This window comes from Stenotrophomonas sp. AS1 (assembly GCF_048957655.1).
In the GTDB taxonomy this organism is placed as follows: domain Bacteria; phylum Pseudomonadota; class Gammaproteobacteria; order Xanthomonadales; family Xanthomonadaceae; genus Stenotrophomonas; species Stenotrophomonas bentonitica_A.
Genome location: NZ_JARVXM010000004.1, coordinates 157,085 through 175,662 on the forward strand (window position 1 = coordinate 157,085; position 18,578 = coordinate 175,662).

General features: G+C 67.0%; 15 protein-coding genes. 6 read left to right on the forward strand and 9 right to left on the reverse strand.

Going from position 1 to position 18,578, the window contains the following annotated elements; genetic code table 11:
* Position 1: 1 nt before the first annotated feature.
* Positions 2–1,069 carry a LacI family DNA-binding transcriptional regulator gene (locus PV764_RS07990; protein ID WP_019186013.1) on the reverse strand — a complete coding sequence of 356 codons (1,068 nt, stop codon included), beginning with the start codon at positions 1,067–1,069 and terminating at the stop codon, positions 2–4.
* Between the two features lie 42 nt (positions 1,070–1,111).
* Complete coding sequence (locus PV764_RS07995) at positions 1,112–2,404, reverse strand: sugar MFS transporter (protein ID WP_421116419.1); 1,293 nt, start codon at positions 2,402–2,404, stop codon at positions 1,112–1,114.
* A 414-nt stretch (positions 2,405–2,818) separates the two neighbouring features.
* Here PV764_RS07995 and PV764_RS08000 point away from each other — a divergent pair, with 414 nt between their 5' ends.
* The 3 genes from PV764_RS08000 (at position 2,819) to PV764_RS08010 (ending at position 9,081) form a co-directional block, all read left to right on the forward strand.
* Positions 2,819–3,790 (forward strand): glucokinase family protein, encoded by a 972-nt coding sequence (locus PV764_RS08000; protein WP_421116434.1) that lies wholly within the window; start codon positions 2,819–2,821, stop codon positions 3,788–3,790.
* A gap of 155 nt (positions 3,791–3,945) precedes the next feature.
* Positions 3,946–6,651, forward strand: coding sequence for a TonB-dependent receptor (locus PV764_RS08005; protein WP_019186016.1), 2,706 nt, complete (start codon positions 3,946–3,948; stop codon positions 6,649–6,651).
* A 93-nt stretch (positions 6,652–6,744) separates the two neighbouring features.
* On the forward strand, positions 6,745–9,081 hold the full coding sequence (locus tag PV764_RS08010) for a family 20 glycosylhydrolase (RefSeq protein WP_421116420.1): 2,337 nt from the start codon (positions 6,745–6,747) through the stop codon (positions 9,079–9,081).
* Between the two features lie 154 nt (positions 9,082–9,235).
* Here PV764_RS08010 and PV764_RS08015 read toward each other — a convergent pair whose 3' ends face one another.
* Both PV764_RS08015 and PV764_RS08020 read right to left on the reverse strand, forming a co-directional pair.
* Positions 9,236–9,625, reverse strand: coding sequence for a VanZ family protein (locus PV764_RS08015; RefSeq protein WP_019186018.1), 390 nt, complete (start codon positions 9,623–9,625; stop codon positions 9,236–9,238).
* Between the two features lies 1 nt (position 9,626).
* Entirely contained in the window at positions 9,627–10,811 is a 1,185-nt protein-coding gene (locus PV764_RS08020) for a class I SAM-dependent methyltransferase (protein ID WP_046274279.1), read from the reverse strand.
* 56 nt (positions 10,812–10,867) lie between these two features.
* On the opposite strand from PV764_RS08020, the gene PV764_RS08025 reads away from it, so the two are divergent.
* Entirely contained in the window at positions 10,868–11,605 is a 738-nt protein-coding gene (locus tag PV764_RS08025; RefSeq protein ID WP_019186020.1) for a pteridine reductase, read from the forward strand.
* A 31-nt stretch (positions 11,606–11,636) separates the two neighbouring features.
* Here PV764_RS08025 and folK read toward each other — a convergent pair whose 3' ends face one another.
* Entirely contained in the window at positions 11,637–12,128 is a 492-nt protein-coding gene (folK, locus tag PV764_RS08030) for a 2-amino-4-hydroxy-6-hydroxymethyldihydropteridine diphosphokinase (RefSeq protein WP_421116421.1), read from the reverse strand.
* Positions 12,129–12,212: 84 nt separating this feature from the next.
* Here folK and PV764_RS08035 point away from each other — a divergent pair, with 84 nt between their 5' ends.
* A complete protein-coding gene (locus PV764_RS08035) occupies positions 12,213–12,947 on the forward strand; it encodes a proteasome-type protease (RefSeq protein ID WP_019186022.1) in 735 nt (244 codons plus the stop codon).
* On the opposite strand, the gene PV764_RS08040 is transcribed toward PV764_RS08035, so the two are convergent.
* From PV764_RS08040 to PV764_RS08055, 4 genes are all read right to left on the reverse strand, one after another.
* Positions 12,948–14,462 carry an ATP-binding protein gene (locus tag PV764_RS08040; RefSeq protein WP_019186023.1) on the reverse strand — a complete coding sequence of 505 codons (1,515 nt, stop codon included), beginning with the start codon at positions 14,460–14,462 and terminating at the stop codon, positions 12,948–12,950.
* 4 nt (positions 14,463–14,466) lie between these two features.
* The gene (locus PV764_RS08045; RefSeq protein ID WP_019186024.1) at positions 14,467–14,907 is read right to left on the reverse strand and encodes a response regulator; all 441 of its coding nucleotides are present in this window, start codon (positions 14,905–14,907) and stop codon (positions 14,467–14,469) included.
* Positions 14,904–16,724: a sensor histidine kinase gene (locus PV764_RS08050; protein WP_046274260.1), complete on the reverse strand. Its 1,821-nt coding sequence runs from the start codon at positions 16,722–16,724 to the stop codon at positions 14,904–14,906. The genes PV764_RS08045 and PV764_RS08050 overlap by 4 nt, the downstream gene beginning before the upstream one ends.
* A 207-nt stretch (positions 16,725–16,931) precedes the next feature.
* On the reverse strand, positions 16,932–17,309 hold the full coding sequence (locus tag PV764_RS08055; protein ID WP_019186026.1) for a BON domain-containing protein: 378 nt from the start codon (positions 17,307–17,309) through the stop codon (positions 16,932–16,934).
* Positions 17,310–17,479: 170 nt separating this feature from the next.
* Here PV764_RS08055 and PV764_RS08060 point away from each other — a divergent pair, with 170 nt between their 5' ends.
* Positions 17,480–18,520 carry an oxidoreductase gene (locus PV764_RS08060; protein WP_046274278.1) on the forward strand — a complete coding sequence of 347 codons (1,041 nt, stop codon included), beginning with the start codon at positions 17,480–17,482 and terminating at the stop codon, positions 18,518–18,520.
* Positions 18,521–18,578 lie beyond the last annotated feature (58 nt).

Sequence of the window (18,578 nt, forward strand, 5' to 3'; positions counted from 1 at the left end):
CTCAGGTCGTTTCAGGAGAGGGAAGCCGTGCCCCCTGCGGGCGCATCGGCGCGGTGGAGCCGCGCACCACCAGCTGCGGCACGAAGCCCTGGTTCTGCAGCTGCAGTGGCGCGTCGTCGTAGGCATCGCTGCGCAACTGCGCGATCAGCAGGCGCGCGGCATGCCGGGCGATGTCTTCGGTGGCCTGCTTGGCGGTGGTCAGCGGCGGCCAGGACTGGCGCGAGAACGGACTGTCCTCGAAGCCGGCGATGGACAGGTCGTAGGGCACGTTCATGCCGGTGGACTTGGCGGCGGCCAGCACGCCGGCGGCGATTTCATCGTTGGAGCCGAAGATGGCGGTGGGCGGTTCGCGCAGCGCCAGCAGGCGGCGCGCCCCACGGAAGCCGTCATCGAAGGTGTAATCGCCCTGCACCACCAGGTGCTTGTCGATGGTCATGCCGTAATCGCGCAGCGCCGCTTCATAGCCGGCATAGCGCTCGCCACTGGAGCGGTGCGAAGTGCCGCCCCAGAGGAAACCGATGCGCTGGTGACCGAGCTGGATCAGGTGCTCGGTGATTTCATAGGCGGCCTCGCGGTCGTCAACGAACACGCAGGCACCATCTTCGGGATCGGCGGTGGCGGCGATGATGCGCACCAGCTTGATCCCGCGCGCGGTGAGCGCAGCCACCAGGTCCTTGCGCTCGGACATCGGTGCGGTCAGCACCAGCCCGGCAAGGCGCGAGCGCTGCACCCAGTCGGCCAGCTCTTCGGCCAGCATCGGCGAGCTGGAGTCGCAGGGGTGGATCTGCAGCCCGAACCCGGTTTCACGGCACGCGGCGAGCACGCCGTTCTGCACGCCGATGATGTGGTACGGGTTGGGGTTGTCGTAGACCAGCCCGACCACCAGCGTAGTGCCGGTGCGCAGGTTGCGCGCGGCCGGATCGGGCTCGTAATCCAGCTCGGCGATCGCGCGCAGCACCCGGGCGCGGGTGGCCTGCATCACCGAGGGCTCGTTGTTGATCACCCGCGAGACCGTCTTCAGCGATACCTTGGCCCGTTCGGCGACATCCTTGATGGTCGCTCTGCGCATCGTTTTTTCCTGGCTGACCGGTTGAGCGTCCATGATCGCCGATCACTGCCCGTCGCGGGACAGCCCGACGCGGTGGCCGCGCATCGAATAGAACAGGATGTACAGGTAGCAGGGCACCATCAGGCCGGCGAACACCCACTGGAAGTCGAAGTGCTGTTTGAGCACCGCAAACAGCTGGGGAATGATCGCGCCACCGGCGATGGCCATCACCAGCAGGGCCGAGCCGGTCTCGGTGAAACGGCCCAGCCCGCGGATGGCCAGCGGGAAGATGGCCGGCCACATCATCGCGTTGGCAAAGCCCAGGGCCGCCACGAAGCCCACCGACACGTAGCCGTGGGTGAACAGCGCGCCGATGCAGAACACCACGCCGAGTACGGCGGAAATGCTCAGGTAGCGCGACTGCGAAACCAGGTGCGGGATCAAGGCCAGGCCGGCCAGATAACCGATGAGCATCGCGCCCAGGGTGATCGAGGTGAACATCTTGGTCTGGTCCAGCGGCAGGTCGAAGCCATGGCCGTAAGTGCCGATCGCATCGCCGGCCATCACTTCCACGCCGACATAGACGAACAGGCACAGCACGCCCAGCCACAGGTGCGGGAACTGGAAGATGCTGGTGCGCTCGGCCACCCCCGGCACGCGGGCCGGCGTGGCGTTGGCTTCGGAGGTCTTCAACTCGGGCAGCGGCGAGAACAGCACGCCCACCGCCAGCACCACCAGCAGCCCGGCCATGGCCATGTACGGCAGCTGGATCTTGGCGGCGAAGTCGTTGAGCAGGACGGTCTTGGCCGCTGCGTCGGCGACCTTCACCTGGGCATCCAGATCGCCGATGCCGTGCAGCACCAGCGTACCGATCAGCACCGGCGCGAGCATGCCGGCGATCTTGTTGCAGATACCCATCAGCGCGATGCGCCGGGCCGCGGTCTCGATCGGGCCAAGGATGCTGATATACGGATTGACCGCCGTCTGCAGCAGGGCCAGGCCACTGCCGATGACGAACAGGCCGCTGAGTGCGCCTGGATACCAGCGCTGCTGCGCGAAGTGGGCGAACACCACCGCGCCGGCCGCCATCACCAGCAGGCTCAGGCTCAGGCCCTTCTTCATGCCGGTGCGCTTGAGGATCCACGAGGCCGGCAGCGCCAGGAAGAAGTACGACAGGTAGAAGACCATCAGCACCAGGAAGGCGCCGACCTCGTCCAGCTCGAAGGCCAGCTTGACGAAGGTGATCAACGGCCCGTTGAGCCAGGTGAAAAAGCCGATCAGGAAGAACAGCACGCCGATGATCAGGATCGAGGTAAGCACGCTCGAACGCGCGGAGGCAGCAGGCACGGCAGACATCAAGGAGGCTCCTGCATCGACGGCACCGGAGCGGCGTCGGAAGAGTGGCTGGGAACAACGTTGTCACATTTATTCGTTGCCGCCGCCGGGTTTGTCAACAACTGGTTCACGCCGGGACCGCGCATTTTCTTTTGCTGCACCTGCGCAATCTGGCGGCAGCGCTGGCCGTTACCGGACCCGAGGCCCTATTCACGGCAGTTTGCGAAAACATGACGGCAGCGTGATGAAAACGTTTTCCCGCGCAAACCCGCGTTGCGGCGCAGCATCGAAAGTGTGAGGTTATCGTTGACATCGTTGTCAGAACGATTACAGACTCCGCCTCAATCGCCGGGTCAGCCCTGGCCACGCCCAACCGATGGAGTCCGTGTGACCATAGCCGCCCACGCTGTTCCGGCCCATGCCCCGCCCGCCGCGATGCCACCGTTCCTGGCCGCCGACGTGGGTGGCACGCATGTGCGGGTTGGCCGGGTCCAGGCCAGTGCCGATCCGGCCCATCCGGTCCAGCTGCTGGACTACCGCAAATTCCGCAATGCCGATTACGCCGGCCTCAGCGCGATCCTGTCCGACTTCCTGGCCGATGGCCCGCGTCCGTCCCATTGCGTGGTCGCCACCGCCGGCTATGCCCGCGAAGACGGCACGGTGATCACCGCCAACCTGCCCTGGCCACTGTCGGCACGTCAGATCGAACGTGATGTCGGCCTGGACCAGGTCTATATCGTCAACGACTTCGAGGCCGTGGCCTACGCCGCCGCGCAGGTCGATGCCAGCGGCGTGCTGCAGCTGACCGGCCCGGCCACCGCGCCGCGCGGCCCGACCCTGGTGGTCGGCCCCGGTACCGGCCTCGGCGCGGCCGTGTGGATCCCGACCGCCCACGGCGCCGTGGTCCTGGCGACCGAAGCCGGCCAGCCGACCCTGGCCACCACCACCGAACTGGAGATGGCGATCGTGCGGCAGATGCTGCGCGACCGCTCGCACGTCTCGGTCGAGCAGGCGCTGTCCGGTCCCGGCCTGATGAACCTGTACCGCGCTTTGTGCGCATTGAACGGCCAGACCCCCGCGCTGACCACTCCGGATGCGATCACCGCTGCTGCGATGGCCGACCAGGATGCGCTCGCACGGCAGAGCCTGGATGTGTTCTGCGGCCTGCTCGGCAGCACGATCGGCGACATGGCGCTGCAGTACGGCGTCACCGGCGGTGTCTACCTGGCCGGCGGCATCCTGCCGCAGATCCGCGACTTCCTGTTGAACAGCACCTTCGTCGAGCGGTACCTCAACAAGGGGCCGATGCGCGAGGCACTGGAACGTATTCCCGTGAAGGTGGTCGAGCACGGGCAGCTGGGCGTCATCGGCGCCGCCAGCTGGTACCTCGGCCGCTCGGAAACCTGACCTGCCACGGCGCCGGAATCGGCGCTGCGGACACCGCACCACGCAGTACGTAGCACCCAAGGCGCACCCGGACAACAGGCGCGCGGCACAGTCGTACCAGACGCAAGCAAACCGACGCCGTCGCCGGCGACCATCGAGTGATGAGGAGAGACATCATGAACACCCGCAAGACCCTGCTTTCCGCAGCCATCGTCAGCTGCCTGGCCTTCAGCGCCCACGCGCAGCAAGCCGCCCCCACCGCCACCGATCTGGACACCGTGCAGGTCACCGGCATCCGTGGCTCGATGGAAAAGTCGCTGGATACCAAGCGCGATGCCAATGCGCGCCTGGAAGTGGTCACCGCCGAAGACGTGGGCAAGCTGCCCGCCCACAACGTCGCCGACACCCTGCAGCGCCTGCCCGGTGTGAACATCAGCTCGTCCAGCGCCGACGAAGGCGGCTTCGATGAAGCCGACCGTGTCAGCCTGCGCGGCACCAGCCCGAGCCTGACCCAGACCCTCATCAACGGTCACAGCGTCGGCTCGGCGGACTGGTTCGTGCTCAGCCAGGGCAACAACGTCGGCCGCAGCGTGAGCTATTCGCTGCTGCCGTCCGAGCTGGTCAGCTCGGTGGAAGTGAACAAGTCCTCGCAGGCCAAGCTGCAGGACGGCGGCACCACCGGCACCGTCAACATCATCACCCGTACCCCGCTGCAGTTCGCCAAGCAGTTCACGGCGGAGGCCTCGGTGGGCGCCGTGCGTTCGGACCAGGCCGACTCGACCGATCCGCAGTACTCGGCGCTGTTCAACTACAAGAATGACGCCAACACGTTCGGTGTGCTGGTGCAGGGCTTCTACCAGGAGCGCGAACTGCGCCGTGAAGCGCAGGAAATCCCCGGCGGCTTCTTCGCACTCAAGGCCACCGATCCGGTCGTGGCCGGCATCCCCGACCCGGCCAATCCGGGCCAGTTCCTGCAGGCGCCGCGCCCGGACCTGGAAGGCCTGTCCATTCCCGGCCTGCTGGGTTCGACCCTGTTCGAGCAGACCCGCAAGCGCAAGGGTGGCATGGTCACCCTGCAGTGGAAGCCGATCGACACGCTGACCCTGGGCCTGAGCGGCTTCACCTCCGAACTGGAAGCGAACAACTACAACCGCAACTTCATGATGTTCGGCAGCGGCTTCGGCCGGAGCCAGGCCCCGGATCCGGGTTACACCGTGGTCGATGGCGTAATCACCAACGCGACGTACACCGGCGTTCCCGGTACGAACTACGGCGTGTACGACATGATCTACCGCGAGGCCACCGCCAAGAGCAGCTACGTCACCTTCGACGCGGACTGGCAGATCAACGACAACCTGAACGCAAAGTTCCAGGCCGGCACCACCAAGGGCACCGGCGAAACCCCGCGCCAGTTCATCGCCGAAGTCACCGTCGGCCAGGGTGGCGGCGCGTCCTACGCCAGCCACGGCGCCGGCTCCCCGGTCGACTGGAACATCGGCGGCGACCTGAGCGAAGCAGGCGTTACCAGCTTCGGTACCTGGGGCAACCAGCTGGTCAAGGCCGAAGACAAGGAAGACTGGGCGTCGGTGGATTTCAATCAGTACTTCAGCGACGGTGGCGCGCTGAGCTCGATCGACTTCGGCCTGCGTTTCGCCGACCACGAACGTGAGGCCCTGTCGCCGGAAGGCGCCTCCCCGGGCGACATCTGGTCGGCGCTGCGCGGCAGCGCCACCGGGCAGTACCCGGGCAACTTCGCCAGCGGCGTGGGCGGCACCTTCCCGCGCAACATCTGGTACTACACCCCGGATGCGCTGAAGAACGCCATCATCAACAACTCGACCTGGCTGGCCGGCAATGACGGTCCCGACGGCCGCCACAACTACGGCGCCGAGTGGAAGGTGAAGGAAAAGAACTTCGCCGGTTACGTGCAGGCCAACTTCGCCGGTGACTGGTGGAGCGGCAACCTCGGCCTGCGCTACGTCAACATCAAGCAGGACATCGATACCTACCTGGCCGTCAGCGACCCGGCCCGCGCCGACGTGCGCAGCCTGTTCGGCATGTGGCAGCGCCAGGCCTTCGAGAACAAGCACGACCGCGTGCTGCCGAGCGCCAACATCAAGTTCGACCTGGACGACGACCTCGTGCTGCGCGTGGCCGCATCGCAGACCCAGACGCTGCCGGACTACTCAGCACTGGGTGCGTCCTCGTGGGGTTCGGATCTGAACAAGACCGGCGGTGGCGGCAACCCCGACCTGAAGCCGACCCTGTCCAGCAACCTGGACGCCAACCTGGAGTGGTACTTCATGCCGCGCGGCCTGGTGTCGGTGGGCGCGTACCATATGCGCCTGAAGGACTACATCGCCTTCGACGTGGTCCAGCGCCAGCTGTTCAGCGAACTGACCAACCAGCTTGAAACCTACGACATCTCCACCCCGATCAATGCCGACGGGCAGGTCACCGGCGTGGAAGTGGCTTACGAGCAGCCGATCGGCGAGTACTTCGGCGTCAATGCCAACTACACCTACGCCAACGGCAAGACCGACCACACCTGGGCCGATGGCACCAACAACCTGCTGGGCACGTCGAAGAACACCTACAACGTGGGTGCCTACTTCGAGAACGAGCGCTTCGGCGCCCGCGTCAGCTACACCCGCCGCTCTTCGTTCCTGATCAGCCTGTCCGGTACCAACCCGTACTACCAGGATGACTTCGGCACGCTGTCGGCGTCGCTCAGCTACAAGGCGACGGACTGGCTGAGCATCAGCCTGGATGGCCTGAACCTCAACAACCCGACCTACAAGTACTACCAGAGCGCGTTGATTCCGACCTCGTTCTACTCCAACGGCCGCCAGTACTATCTGAACTTCCGCTTCAAGTACTGATCGCCGCGGTAACACGCTGCACACCTGAAACGGGCCCGGATTTCCGGGCCCGTTTCGCAGGTGGAACCCGATTCGCTACAAAGGAATGACCCGATGCACACCCGCACCCGTCGTACCTCGCTGTCGCTGCTGTCCTTCGCACTGGCACTTTCCCTCGCCCCGCTGGCCCAGGCCACCGACGCACAGGCACCGAACGGCCCGCAGGCCCTGCCCGGCTCGCTGATGCTGATTCCCGCACCGGCCAGGGTCGACCGCCTCGACGGCGCCGGCTACACGGTGAGCGCGGCCACCCCGGTGCATGCGCAGGGCCAGGCCGCCGGCCGCGTTGCCGCCCAGTTCGCCACCCTGCTGCGCAACAGCGGTGGCCCGGCGGTGACGGTCAGCGAAGGACGCGGCAAGGACGGCATCCGCTTCGTACTCGACGCCACGCTCAAGACCGGCGCCGAGGGCTACCAGCTGCGTTCGGACGCGCGCGGCGCAACGGTGCAGGCCGCAACCGAAGCCGGGCTGTTCTACGGTGCGGCCACGCTCTCGCAGCTGCTCACCGGTGGCAGCCAGGGGCAACTCCCGGCGCTGCGCATCGACGATGCCCCCCGTTTCAGCTGGCGCGGCCTGATGCTCGATTCGGCCCGCCACTTCCAGAGCCTGGATGAGATCAAGCAGGTTCTCGATGCGATGGCCGAGCAGAAGCTCAACACCTTCCATTGGCATCTCACCGATGACCAGGGCTGGCGCATGGAGATCAAGCGCTACCCGAAACTGACCGGCGTCGGCAGCTGCCGCATTCCGGCCGGCGATGGCGGCCGCGATCCGGTCACCGGCGCCGAGCGCCCGTACTGCGGCTTCTACACGCAGGCGCAGATCCGCGAGGTGATCGCGTATGCGGCTGCACGCCACATCCAGGTCATTCCGGAGATCGACGTCCCGGGCCACGCGACCGCGGCGATCGCGGCCTATCCCGAGCTTGGCACCCTCGACACGCCGCTCAAGCCGTTGAGCGAATGGGGCGTGTTCCCGAACCTGTTCAATACCGAAGACAGCACCTTCGCGTTTCTCGAGAACGTGCTGGAAGAGGTCATCGCGCTGTTCCCGGCCAAGTACGTACACGTGGGCGGCGACGAAGCGGTCAAGGACCAGTGGGAAGCCTCCGCGCGGGTGCAGGCGCGCATGCGCGAGCTGGGCGCCGGTGATGAGATGGAAATGCAGAGCCACATCATCAAACGCCTGGAGACCTTCCTGGAAAAGCACGACAGGCGGCTGATCGGTTGGGACGAGATCCTTGAGGGCGGTTTGCCGCCGGAGGCCACGGTGATGTCCTGGCGCGGCACCGAAGGCGGCCTCAAGGCGGCCAGCGAGGGCCATGACGTGGTGATGTCGCCGGTGACGGACATGTACATGGATTACCTGCAGACCAACTCGCCGAACGAGCCGCCGGGCCGCCCGGCGACGATTCCGCTGGCGCGCGTGTACGGCTTCGAGCCGGTGCCCGATGCACTGGCCAAGGACAAGCAGCACCACATCCTCGGCCTGCAGGCCAACATGTTCACCGAGCACACCCGCAGCTACGCCCGCCTGCAGCACAACCTGTTCCCGCGCCTGGCCGCCGTGGCCGAGACCGGCTGGTCGCCGCGCGAACGACGCGACTACGCCGATTTCCTGGCGCGCCTGCCGGCGCAGCTGCAGCGATACCAGGCCATGGGCATTGCGTACGCACAGACCCCGTTCCAGGTGGAGCTGGACAGCCGCGATGACCGTAGCGCCGGCACCGCGACGCTGGCCCTGCGCAGCCCCCTCGGCTACGACATCCACTACAGCGTGGACGGCAGCGCGGTCACCGCCCGCTCACCGCGCTACACCGCCCCGCTGCAGCAGCCGCTGCCGGTGGCGCTGCAGGCGGCCACGTTCTTCAATGGCCAGGCACTGGCCAAGGCGGCCAGCCGTTTCGACATCACCGCTACCTCGCTGCTGTCGCGCACCGACGAGCAGCTCGCGCAGTGCCCGGGCGAAGGCCAGCTGCTGCTGCGCCTGGAAGACGACGGCCCGGCCGAGGGCGAGCGGGCGATCTTCAACGTGGACATCTTCAACCCGTGCTGGCTGTGGAAGGATGCAGACGTGGACGGCATCGCCAAGCTGCACGTGCGTGCCGGACAGATTCCGTACTACTTCCAGCTGGCCCACGATGAGCCGAACCGCCGCTTCGCGCCCAAGCGCAGCGCACACGGGGAGATGGACATCCTCGGCGGGCAGTGCGATGGCAAGCCGCTGGCCAGCGTGACGCTGCCGGCCGCCCCGGGCGCCGATGGCTTCATCACCCTGGAGGCTGCATTGCCGCGGTCGCTGAAGGGCACGCAGAACCTGTGCGTGCGCTTCACCGGCGATACCCGGCCGACGATGTGGGTGCTGGATGAGATGACCTTGCTGCCGCGGTGACGCCGCAGCCGCAGGCGGTCGTGCCGGCCGCTGGCCGGCACCTCATGAATCCGGCATCGCCAGGTTGCCGGCCAGCGGCCGGCACTACCCGTCATGCGTCGCACGGGCAGCAGTACCCGTCCTGCGTCGTACGGGCGGCAGTACCGGTGCCGCATTACCCGCGCAGGCGTACCAGCAGGTCGCGCAACGGGGTCAACACGATCGCCATGCCGGCCAGCACGCCAACGCTGTTGGCGAGCGCATCCATCGGGTCGGCCATGCGGTTGGCGGTCAAGGCGCCCTGCGCGAATTCGATGCCAATGCCCAGCGCGACCAGGCCGACCGCAGCCCAGATCAGGGCCGCGCGTCGCTGGTAGATCTGCACTGCCGACGAGGCCAGCAGGAAGTACGCGAGGAAGTGTTCGATTTTGTCGCTGTTCTCCGGCAACGTGAGCGGCGGCGGCGGGATCAGGCAGACCACGATCGTGCCCAACACCGCCCCCCACCACAGCGCCAGCCAGAACCGCGGCCAGCGCAGCGGCTTCAACAGGTTCGTGGCGGCCACGTTACAGGCGCCAGGTCAGATCGCCGAGCGCGAACGCCGGTTCGAAATCGACATCGCGCTGGAAGCCCATGACCTGGAAGCGCTCGCCCATCCCGGTCGGCAACGTCAGCTTTTTCACCTGGTCGCGCAGCCGCACACGGCCGATCTCGTCGGTGCGCGCATCGGCTTTTTCCAACAGCGCATCCAGCCCGTTGCCGAGCAGGAAACTGGCCTGGGTGCAGTAACCGGCCAGCTCGAAACCGGCGCCCGTGCCGGCTTCGGCCAGCGCGGTGAAGTCCACCGAGGCGGTGAGGTCCTGAAGGCCCGGCCAGCGATACAGGTCGTTGTGCACGTGGTGGCGGTAGAACGCGCGCACGGTGCCGTCGTCGCGGTCGTCCTGGTAATACTCGTTGCGCGGGTAGCCGTAATCGACGAACAGCATCGCGCCGCGCTTCAAGCCGCCGGCAATGGCCTGGATCCAGTACGGCAGTTGCGGCAGCAGTTCGGAACGGTAGCCGTCGGCGAAGGGCTTTTCGCGGTAATGCTCGACGTGGCGGACCGCGGCACTGAGCATCGCATCGGCCGGCTGCGCGCCACGCACGAAGGCGCCGTCGGCATCCAGTTCGACGGTCTCTTCATAGACCATGCCGTCGCGCGCCAGGAAGCGCGGCGTCGGCAGCGCGTCGATCACTTCGTTGGCGAAGACCATGCCGTCCCAGTCGTCATCGAACGGGCCGTTCAGCCATTCCACCAAGGCGAACACCGGTGGAATCAGCGCCTTTTCCAGGCGCTCGCGCTGGCGCTGCCGCAGGTCCGCGCTGGGTTCCAGGATCGCGTAGCGCTCGGGCAGCGCGTCCAGTTCCAGCATGCGCTTGAGCATCACTTCGGCAAACGCGCCGCTGCCGCCACCGACCTCCATGAAGCGCGCCTGCGGCCCGAGCTGCTGCATCACCGGGGCGATCGCGTTGGCCAGCGTGGCGGCGAACAGCGCGCCGATTTCCGGCGAGGTGGTGAAATCGCCGGCGGCGCCGAACTTGCTGGCACCGGCGCTGTAGTAGCCCCAACCGGGCGCGTACAGGCTCAGCTCCATGAAGCGGGAGAACGGCATCGCGCCGCCGTTGGCAAGGATTTCAGCGCGCAGCGCCGCAGCCAGCTCGTCGCTGTGGGCCAGGGCGTCGGATTCGGGGAGGGGCAGTGGGGAATGCATGGCGCGGGCGATTGCGGTGACAATGCACAGCATAGCCTGAGCAGGGAGTACCCCCGATGACCGATACCGCGCCCGTGGCGCTGATCACCGGCAGCGCGCGCCGGATCGGCGCGGCCATCGCCCGCCAGTTCCACGCCTGTGGCTGGTCGGTGGTGCTGCACGCCCACACCTCCACCACCGAGCTGCAGCAGATGGCCTTCGACATGGACATGCTGCGCCCGGGCAGCGTGCTGGCGCTGCAGGCCGACCTGCGCGATGCCGAGGCCCTGCCCGATCTGATCGACCAGACCGTGGCCCAGTTCGGCCGGCTGGACACGCTGGTCAACAATGCCTCCAACTTCTACCCCACCCTGCTTGGCCAGATCACCGCCGCCCAGTGGGATGACCTGTTCGCGGTCAATGCGCGTGCCCCGCTGCTACTGGCCCAGGCCGCCGCGCCGCACCTGCGCCGCCAGCAGGGCAGCATCGTCAACCTGACCGATCTGCATGGCACCCAGCCGATGCGCGACCACCCGGTGTACGCGGCCGCCAAGGCGGCGCTGGAAATGGTGACCCGCTCGCTGGCGCTGGAACTGGCGCCCAAGGTACGGGTCAACGCGGTCGCGCCCGGGGCGATCCTGTGGCCGGAACAGGGCAAGGATGATTTCGCCCAGCAGGCGCTGCTGGCGCGTACCCCGCTGGCCCGCACCGGCACCGTGGAGGAGATCGCCGAGGCGGTGTACTGGCTGGCCACGGATGCGGCGTTCGTGACCGGGCACACCCTGCGCGTTGATGGCGGGCGGACGTTGTCCTGAACACCCGTTGGACCGCCCCGGTAGTGCATGATTACTCGGGCAGCAGGTCCATCGTGTCGAACGGCTCGCCGAACTGCCGGTGGGCACGCCACAGCGCCTCCAGGGTCAACCCGCTGACCGGATCGCGGAACGCCGGGGCGATATCGGCCAGCGGCTTGAGCACGAAAGCATGCTTGAGTTCGGGGCGCGGAATGCGCAGATGGCCGGGGCCCTCCACGATCAGGTCGCCGTAGAACACCACATCGATGTCCAGGGTGCGGTCGCTGAAGCGCGGGCCGCTGCGGTCGCGCCCGTGGGCGTCTTCCAGCGCATGCAGCCAATCATCCAGCGTCTGCAATGGCAGGTCGGTCTCGATCGCCACCGCATTGTTGAGGAAATCCGGGCCATCGAAGCCCACCGCGGCGGTGCGGTAGGCCGGCGAGACCGCGATCGTGCCGAAGCGCGCGCGCAGGGCCTCCACCGCGGCGTGAAGGTGCTGTTGCGGCTGCAGGTTGCTGCCCAGGCTCAGGAGCGCAGTGGTCATGGTATTCAGCGTGCGTGGGGCGATTCCACACCGGGCCAACAGGGCCAGCGCATAGAATCGGGGTGCACATCATAGGACACCGACATGACCTATTGCGTCGGCATCGAGGTGGACGAAGGCCTGGTCTTCGCCGCCGATACCCGTACCAACGCGTCGCTGGACGACGTGCGCGTGCACCGCAAGCTGCACGAGTTCGAGTTCCCCGGGGAGGCGGCCTTCGTGATCATGGCCGCCGGCAACCTGGCGACCACCCAGCTGCTGATCTCGCGGCTGCGCCGTGACGTGGAAGAGCAGCGGCCGCAAAACCTGCGCGCCTACCGGCATCTGTTCGAAGTGGCCGAGTACGTGGGCCGGGTCCTGCTCGACAGCCAGGTCAAATCCAGCACGCATGAGGCGGGCCAGGACGGCATCGTGACCCAGGCGACGCTGATCCTCGGTGGCCAGATCGGCGGCGAGCACCCCGGGCTGTACATGATCTATCCACTCGGCAATGCCATCGCGGCCTCGCCGGAAACCCCGTTCCTGCAGATCGGCGAATCCAAGTACGGCAAGCCGATCCTGGACAGGATCCTGCGCCCTCAGACCCGCCTGGAAGATGCCGCGCGCACCGCCATCGTCTCGCTGGACTCCACGATCCGGTCCAATCTCTCGGTGGGCTTGCCGGTGGATCTGGTGCTGATCCGCAAGGATGACCTGCGCATCACCCAGCGCATGCGCCTGGCCGGCGACAGCCCGCTGTATGCCGAGATCCACGGCAACTGGTCGTACAAACTCGAACAGGCCGTGGCCAGCCTCCCACGCTTTCCGTGGGAAGGCTGATCAGGCGGTTTCCAGCGCCTCGGCCACTGAACGGAATACCTGCTGCATTTCCAGCGGCTTGCGCAGTACGTGCACGTTGATGCCGGGCGGGAACACCGCCAGCGGCACGGTGACATCGGCTTCTTCCAGCACCAGCGCCGGACCGCGATAGCCCAGCGTGGCCATCTCGCCCAGCAGGTGGCTGGCCGAGAGCAGCTTGGAACCGGCATCGGCGATCACCAGCGCGGGCATGCTTTCCTGCTGCATCCAGCGCAGCGCGGCCGCGCCATCGGAGGCCAGCTGCAGGTGGTAACCCTGGCTGGAGAGCGCGTTGCCCAGCAGCGACAGGCGCGTCGCCTCACCATCCACGACCAGGATCGACTGGCCGGCACCGGCGGCGATCGGCCCATCCACGGCGTCGGCGGTGTCGGTGATCTCGCGCATCGGCAGCAGCAGATCGAAGCGCGTGCCCACACCGGGTTGGCTGTCGACGTGGATGCTGCCGTGCGCGCCCTCGATGATGCGCTTGCACGAGATCAGGCCCAGGCCGGTGCCGGTCGCCTTGGTGGTGAAGAAGGGATTGAACAGGTGCGACAGCGTGTCCGCATCCATGCCGATGCCCTCGTCGGTCACCGAGATGCGCAGCCAGTCGTCGCCATGGGTATCGGCCGCAGGGGCGGCACGCAGGGTCAGACGGCCGCCATTGGGCATGGCCTGGATGGCATTCAGGGACAGGTTGAGCAGTACCTGCTGCAGCTCGGTGTAATTGGCATCCACCGCCAGGCCGTCGGCCACCTCCAGGTGCAGGGTGACCTTGGCCGGCAGGTTGCTGCGCAGGAGCAGCTCCACGCCTTCGAACAGGTGGACCAGGCAGATGTGTTCGCTGGGCTTGCGCGACCCGCGCACGAAGGACAGCATCGACTCGGCCATCTCATGACCACGCCGGCCGCACTCGGCGATGATGTCGGCCAGGTGGTGCAGCTGCGGGTCTTCGGTCCGCGCCTTCATCAGGTCGGGCATGATCAGCAGCGGCTGCAGGATGTTGCGCAGGTCGTGGCTGAGCCCGGCCGCCAGCAGCGACAGGCTTTCCAGCCGCTGGGCACGCATCAGCTCGGCTTCCACGCGCTGGCGGTCGATCGCGCTGCGCGCTTCGCGCACCGCACGGGCCACCGCCGAGGGCAGGCGCGCCGGCTGGTGTTTGATGATGTAGTCGTTGGCTCCCTGGTGCAGGGCCGCCACGGCGTTTTCCTCACCCATCGTGCCGGACACGAAGATGAAGGGCACCTCGGGCAAGGCAGCGCGCACGATCTGCAGCGCCTCGTTGCCGGAGAAGCCGGGCATGCTCAGGTCGGAGAGCACGATGTCCGGCGCGGCGCGCTCGAGCGCCTCACGCAGTTCCTGCGCGCTCTCCACCCGCTCGAAGCTGGCTTCCAGGCCAGCGTCGAGCATCTGTTCGCACATCAGTTCGGCGTCTTCCGGCGAATCCTCGATCAGCAGGATCCGCAGGGCACCCAACGCAGGGCCGGTCAGCGGCATGGGCTTACTCGATCTCCGGTGCCTGGTTGATCAGGCCCCAGAACTTGCCCAGGGTCTGCACGGCGCCGAAGAACTGGTCCACGTCCACCGGCTTGACCACGTACGCGTTCACGCCCATGTCCCAGCTGCGCGCCAGATCGCTTTCTTCGCGCGAGGAGGACAGGATCACCACCGGCAGCCGCTTGAGCTCCTCGGTGTTGCGGATTTCCTTGAGCACTTCCAGGCCGTCCATGCGCGGCATCTTGATGTCCAGCAGCAGCACCGCCGGCAGGCCTTCGTCGCGGTTGGCGAAGGCGCCACGGCGCAGCAGGTAGTCCATCGCTTCCACGCCGTCTTCGACGTGCACGATCGGGTTGGCCAGGCGGGCCTCCTTCAGGGCGTCGATGGCCATCTCGGCGTCGGCGGGGCTGTCCTCGGCAAGGAGGATGGTACGGAGAGCGGTCATGCGGCGGAGCCCTTGTTGATTGCGTCGAGCGCGGGTGGAAGAACGAAGTGGAACGTGGCGCCTTGATCGACCGCCGATTCGGCCCAGATGCGACCGCCGTGGCGGGTCAGCACCCGGCGGACACTGGCCAGGCCGATGCCCGTGCCCGGGTAGTCGCTGGCCTTGTGCAGCCGCTGGAACACCCCGAACAGCTTGCCGGCATAGGCCATGTCGAACCCGGCGCCGTTGTCGCGCACCGTGAACAGATGGCTGCCGTCAGGCTGCAGCTTGTAGTCGACCTCGATCCGGGCCGGCTCGCGGTTGGAAGAATACTTGATCGCGTTGCCGAGCAGATTCAGCCAGACCTGGCGCATCATGTTTTCATCGGAAACGATGATCGGCAGCGGCGCGATCTTCCAGTCGACATGGTGCGGCACGCCGGTGCTCTCGGCCTCGCTCTGCTGGTTGGCATCGAGCATGGCGCGGGTATCGGCGACCAGCGACTGCATGTCCACCGCCTGCAGCCGCATCGCCGCCCGGCCCAGGCGCGAATAGACCAGCAGATCGTCGATCAGCGCGGCCATGCGCCGGGCGGAATTGGAAATCACGCCCAGGTAATGCAGGGACTTCTCGTCGGCCTCTTCGCCCAGGTGGCGGGTGAGCTTGTCGGAGAAGCCGGCCACGTGGCGCAACGGCGCGCGCAGATCGTGCGAGACCGAGTAACTGAAGGCTTCCAGTTCGCGATTCACCTCCGAGACCTGCTCGACCTTGCCTTCCAGCTGGCGGTTCAGTTCCTCCACCCGCAGCTGTACGGCGCGCTGCACGGTGACATCGCTGACCGTCATCAGCACCACTTCATCATCCTTGTCCGGCAGCGGCATGCGCCGCGCGTTGATCAGCATGATCCGCACCACGTCATCGGCGGTGCGCTGTTCGTGTTCGTAATCCCACAGCTCGCGGCCGCGCAGCAGCACGTCGGTCAGCCGCTGGCGGACCACTGCATCGGCCCAGGCCCCGTCGCCGATGCTGTCCAGCGGCAGCCCTTCGGCCGAGGTCTCCTCGTCCAGCCCGTACAGTTCGGCAAACGCGGGATTGTGCATCTGCACGCGCAAGCTGCGGTCCAGCAGCACGATCGGCTCGCGCACCGTGTGCAGCACCGACGCGGCACGTCCGGCCGCGCGCAGCGAGGCGCGTTCGGCGCTGAGACGATGGCGGATCTGGCGTTGCAGCAGCCACAGCACCAGGCCGAGCAGCAGCAGCTGCACCACCAGCGCCGACCATGAAATGAACTCGCCCTGGCGCTGCTGGGCCGCGAACAGCGCCGAGCGCTTGGCGAGCAGCTGCTCTTCGGTGGCCTGCAGTTCTTCGACCAGGTTGCGGATGGGGTAGCGGGTGGTCAGGTCGGCCACCAGCTGCCGCTGGTCGGCATCGGGCGCCGAGCGGGCCAGCTGCTTGGCCAGCTCCATGCGGCGTTCGAGCATGGACTGGATGCGACCGATGCGGATCAGCTGATCGGGATTGTCACGGGTCAGCTCGGCCAGCCGGGCCAGCCGCCCGGGGATATCGTCGGCCTGGGCCAGGCGTTCGCGCAGGCCAGGCGCATCGATGCCCTTGGACATGGTCAACGCGGCCGATTCGACATCGCGCACGTCGGCCTGCAATTGGTATACGGCCACGCCGACATCCTGGGTGTGGGTGACCCAGTTCATCGCATCGATGTTGTCATCGGCCAGCTTGCGCAGGGTGAGCCACGGCACCACGATGATGGCTACCGCCGCCAGGGCCAGTGCCGGCAATCGCCAGCGGTCCCAGATTTGATCACTGAACACCAGCGCCATAGTCCCTCTTCAGCTCGGTGCCACACCCGGTCCTGCCCATGCGCGTACAGCCGGCATGCGCACCGCACGGCGATGGCGAAGCACTGAATATACTCCACCCCTTTGTGAATACGCGGTCCCTCACCTGACTGAACAGCGCAGGAGCCCGGGGAGCGCGCACAAAAAAACGCGCCCGAAGGCGCGCTCTGTTCAACGGTGCAGCAGGACTCAGCGCTTGGCGGCGGTCGCGGCGACCTTCAGGCCAGCGGCGTCGACACGCTTGACGCCCTTGATCTGCTGGGTCACACGGACGGCCTTGTCATGCTCGGCCTGGCTGGCAACGGTGCCGGTGAGGGTGACCACGCCATTGACGGTCTCCACCTTCACTTCGGTACCCGGGACGTTTTTGCTGGTCAGCAGGTCGGTCTTGACCTTGGTGGTGATCCAGCTGTCGGTGACCGGCTCAGCCGAATCGTGGGTATCGGCGTGGGTCATCGCGGCATGATCGGTGGTCTTCGGCGGATCCTTGGCCATGGCGGAAGAGGTGCCCAGCACCATGCCCAGGGCCAGCGAAGCAGCAAGCAGATTACGGGTCGTGTTGGTCATGTTCGAATTCCTTTGCGGATGTGCAGCCAGTGTCCGTGCCGGGCCGTGGACGGGACGTGGGCGCCGCATAACGCTGCCGTGAACCACTCAGCTTCCTGCCAAACCGTTCAGATTTCCGCCGCGCACGCCCAGCCGTTACGCTGTCCTGCCCCGTTATGTTGGAGCGCACCATGGCCGCCGTACTGCAGGTGGGATTGATCGGTTATGGCTTGGCCGGCAGCGTCTTCCATGCGCCGTTGATCCTGCACACGCCGGGCCTGGCGTTGCACAGCATCGTCAGCTCGCAGCGCGACCGGTTGCTGCGCAGCTTCACCGATGTGCGCATCTGCGCGGACCCGCAGCAGCTGTTCGACGACCCGGCGGTGGACGCGGTGGTGATCGCCACGCCGAACGATGCGCATGCCCCTCTGGCGCGCGCTGCACTCGCGGCGGGCAAGCATGTACTGGTCGACAAGCCGTTCGCGCTGTCCGTTGCGGAGGCCGAATCGGTGGTGCGGGCCGCGCAGGCGGCCGAACGCGTGGTCACCGTCTTCCAGAACCGCCGCCATGACGCCGACTTCCTCACCCTCAAGCAGGTGATCGACGAGGGCCGGATCGGTCGCGTCGCCGAATGCCATTCCCACTTCGACCGCTTCCGCCCGCAGGTGCGCGAGCGCTGGCGCGAAAGCGATGCGCCCGGCAGCGGCCTGTGGATGGATCTGGGCCCCCATCTGCTGGATCAGATGCTGCAGTTGTTCGGCTGGCCCGGCGCGATCAGCGTGGACCTGATGGCGCAGCGTGAGCACGCCCTGGGCAACGACTATTTCCACGCGGTGCTGCATTACCCGCGGCACCGCGCGATCCTGCACGCCGGCTCGCTGGTGGCCGCCTCCGGCCCGCGCTTCATCGTGCATGGCGATGCCGGCAGCTATCTGAAAGACGGGCTGGACGTGCAGGAAGACCAGCTGCGCCGCGGCATCGCACCGGGTGCGCCGGGCTGGGGCCTGGACCCGCAGCACGGGCATCTGGTGCGGGTCGACGCCGAGGGTCACACCCAGCGCAGCACCGTGGACAACGTGCCCGGTGATTACCGTGCGTTCTATGCGCAGTTCCGCGATGCGATGCTGGGCGTGGCAGAGGCACCGGTCAGCACCGCGCAGGCGCTGCAGCTGATGCGCCTGCTGGAGGCCGGTGCGGAAAGTGCGCGCAGCGGGCGGCGGATAACGCTCTGAGGCAACGCCCTGGCTCACTCACCTTGGCCGGGGTAGATCCACGCGCTTGGCGGCCACG

Bases quoted from the DNA above. Each gene is read 5' to 3' on its own strand.
- PV764_RS07990 (WP_019186013.1), bottom strand. From the start codon at position 1,069: ATGCGCAGAGCGACCATCAAGGATGTCGCCGAACGGGCCAAGGTATCG.
- PV764_RS07995 (WP_421116419.1), bottom strand. From the start codon at position 2,404: ATGTCTGCCGTGCCTGCTGCCTCCGCGCGTTCGAGCGTGCTTACCTCG.
- PV764_RS08000 (WP_421116434.1), top strand. From the start codon at position 2,819: ATGCCACCGTTCCTGGCCGCCGACGTGGGTGGCACGCATGTGCGGGTT.
- PV764_RS08005 (WP_019186016.1), top strand. From the start codon at position 3,946: ATGAACACCCGCAAGACCCTGCTTTCCGCAGCCATCGTCAGCTGCCTG.
- PV764_RS08010 (WP_421116420.1), top strand. From the start codon at position 6,745: ATGCACACCCGCACCCGTCGTACCTCGCTGTCGCTGCTGTCCTTCGCA.
- PV764_RS08020 (WP_046274279.1), bottom strand. From the start codon at position 10,811: ATGCATTCCCCACTGCCCCTCCCCGAATCCGACGCCCTGGCCCACAGC.
- PV764_RS08025 (WP_019186020.1), top strand. From the start codon at position 10,868: ATGACCGATACCGCGCCCGTGGCGCTGATCACCGGCAGCGCGCGCCGG.
- folK (WP_421116421.1), bottom strand. From the start codon at position 12,128: ATGACCACTGCGCTCCTGAGCCTGGGCAGCAACCTGCAGCCGCAACAG.
- PV764_RS08035 (WP_019186022.1), top strand. From the start codon at position 12,213: ATGACCTATTGCGTCGGCATCGAGGTGGACGAAGGCCTGGTCTTCGCC.
- PV764_RS08040 (WP_019186023.1), bottom strand. From the start codon at position 14,462: ATGCCGCTGACCGGCCCTGCGTTGGGTGCCCTGCGGATCCTGCTGATC.
- PV764_RS08045 (WP_019186024.1), bottom strand. From the start codon at position 14,907: ATGACCGCTCTCCGTACCATCCTCCTTGCCGAGGACAGCCCCGCCGAC.
- PV764_RS08050 (WP_046274260.1), bottom strand. From the start codon at position 16,724: ATGGCGCTGGTGTTCAGTGATCAAATCTGGGACCGCTGGCGATTGCCG.
- PV764_RS08055 (WP_019186026.1), bottom strand. From the start codon at position 17,309: ATGACCAACACGACCCGTAATCTGCTTGCTGCTTCGCTGGCCCTGGGC.
- PV764_RS08060 (WP_046274278.1), top strand. From the start codon at position 17,480: ATGGCCGCCGTACTGCAGGTGGGATTGATCGGTTATGGCTTGGCCGGC.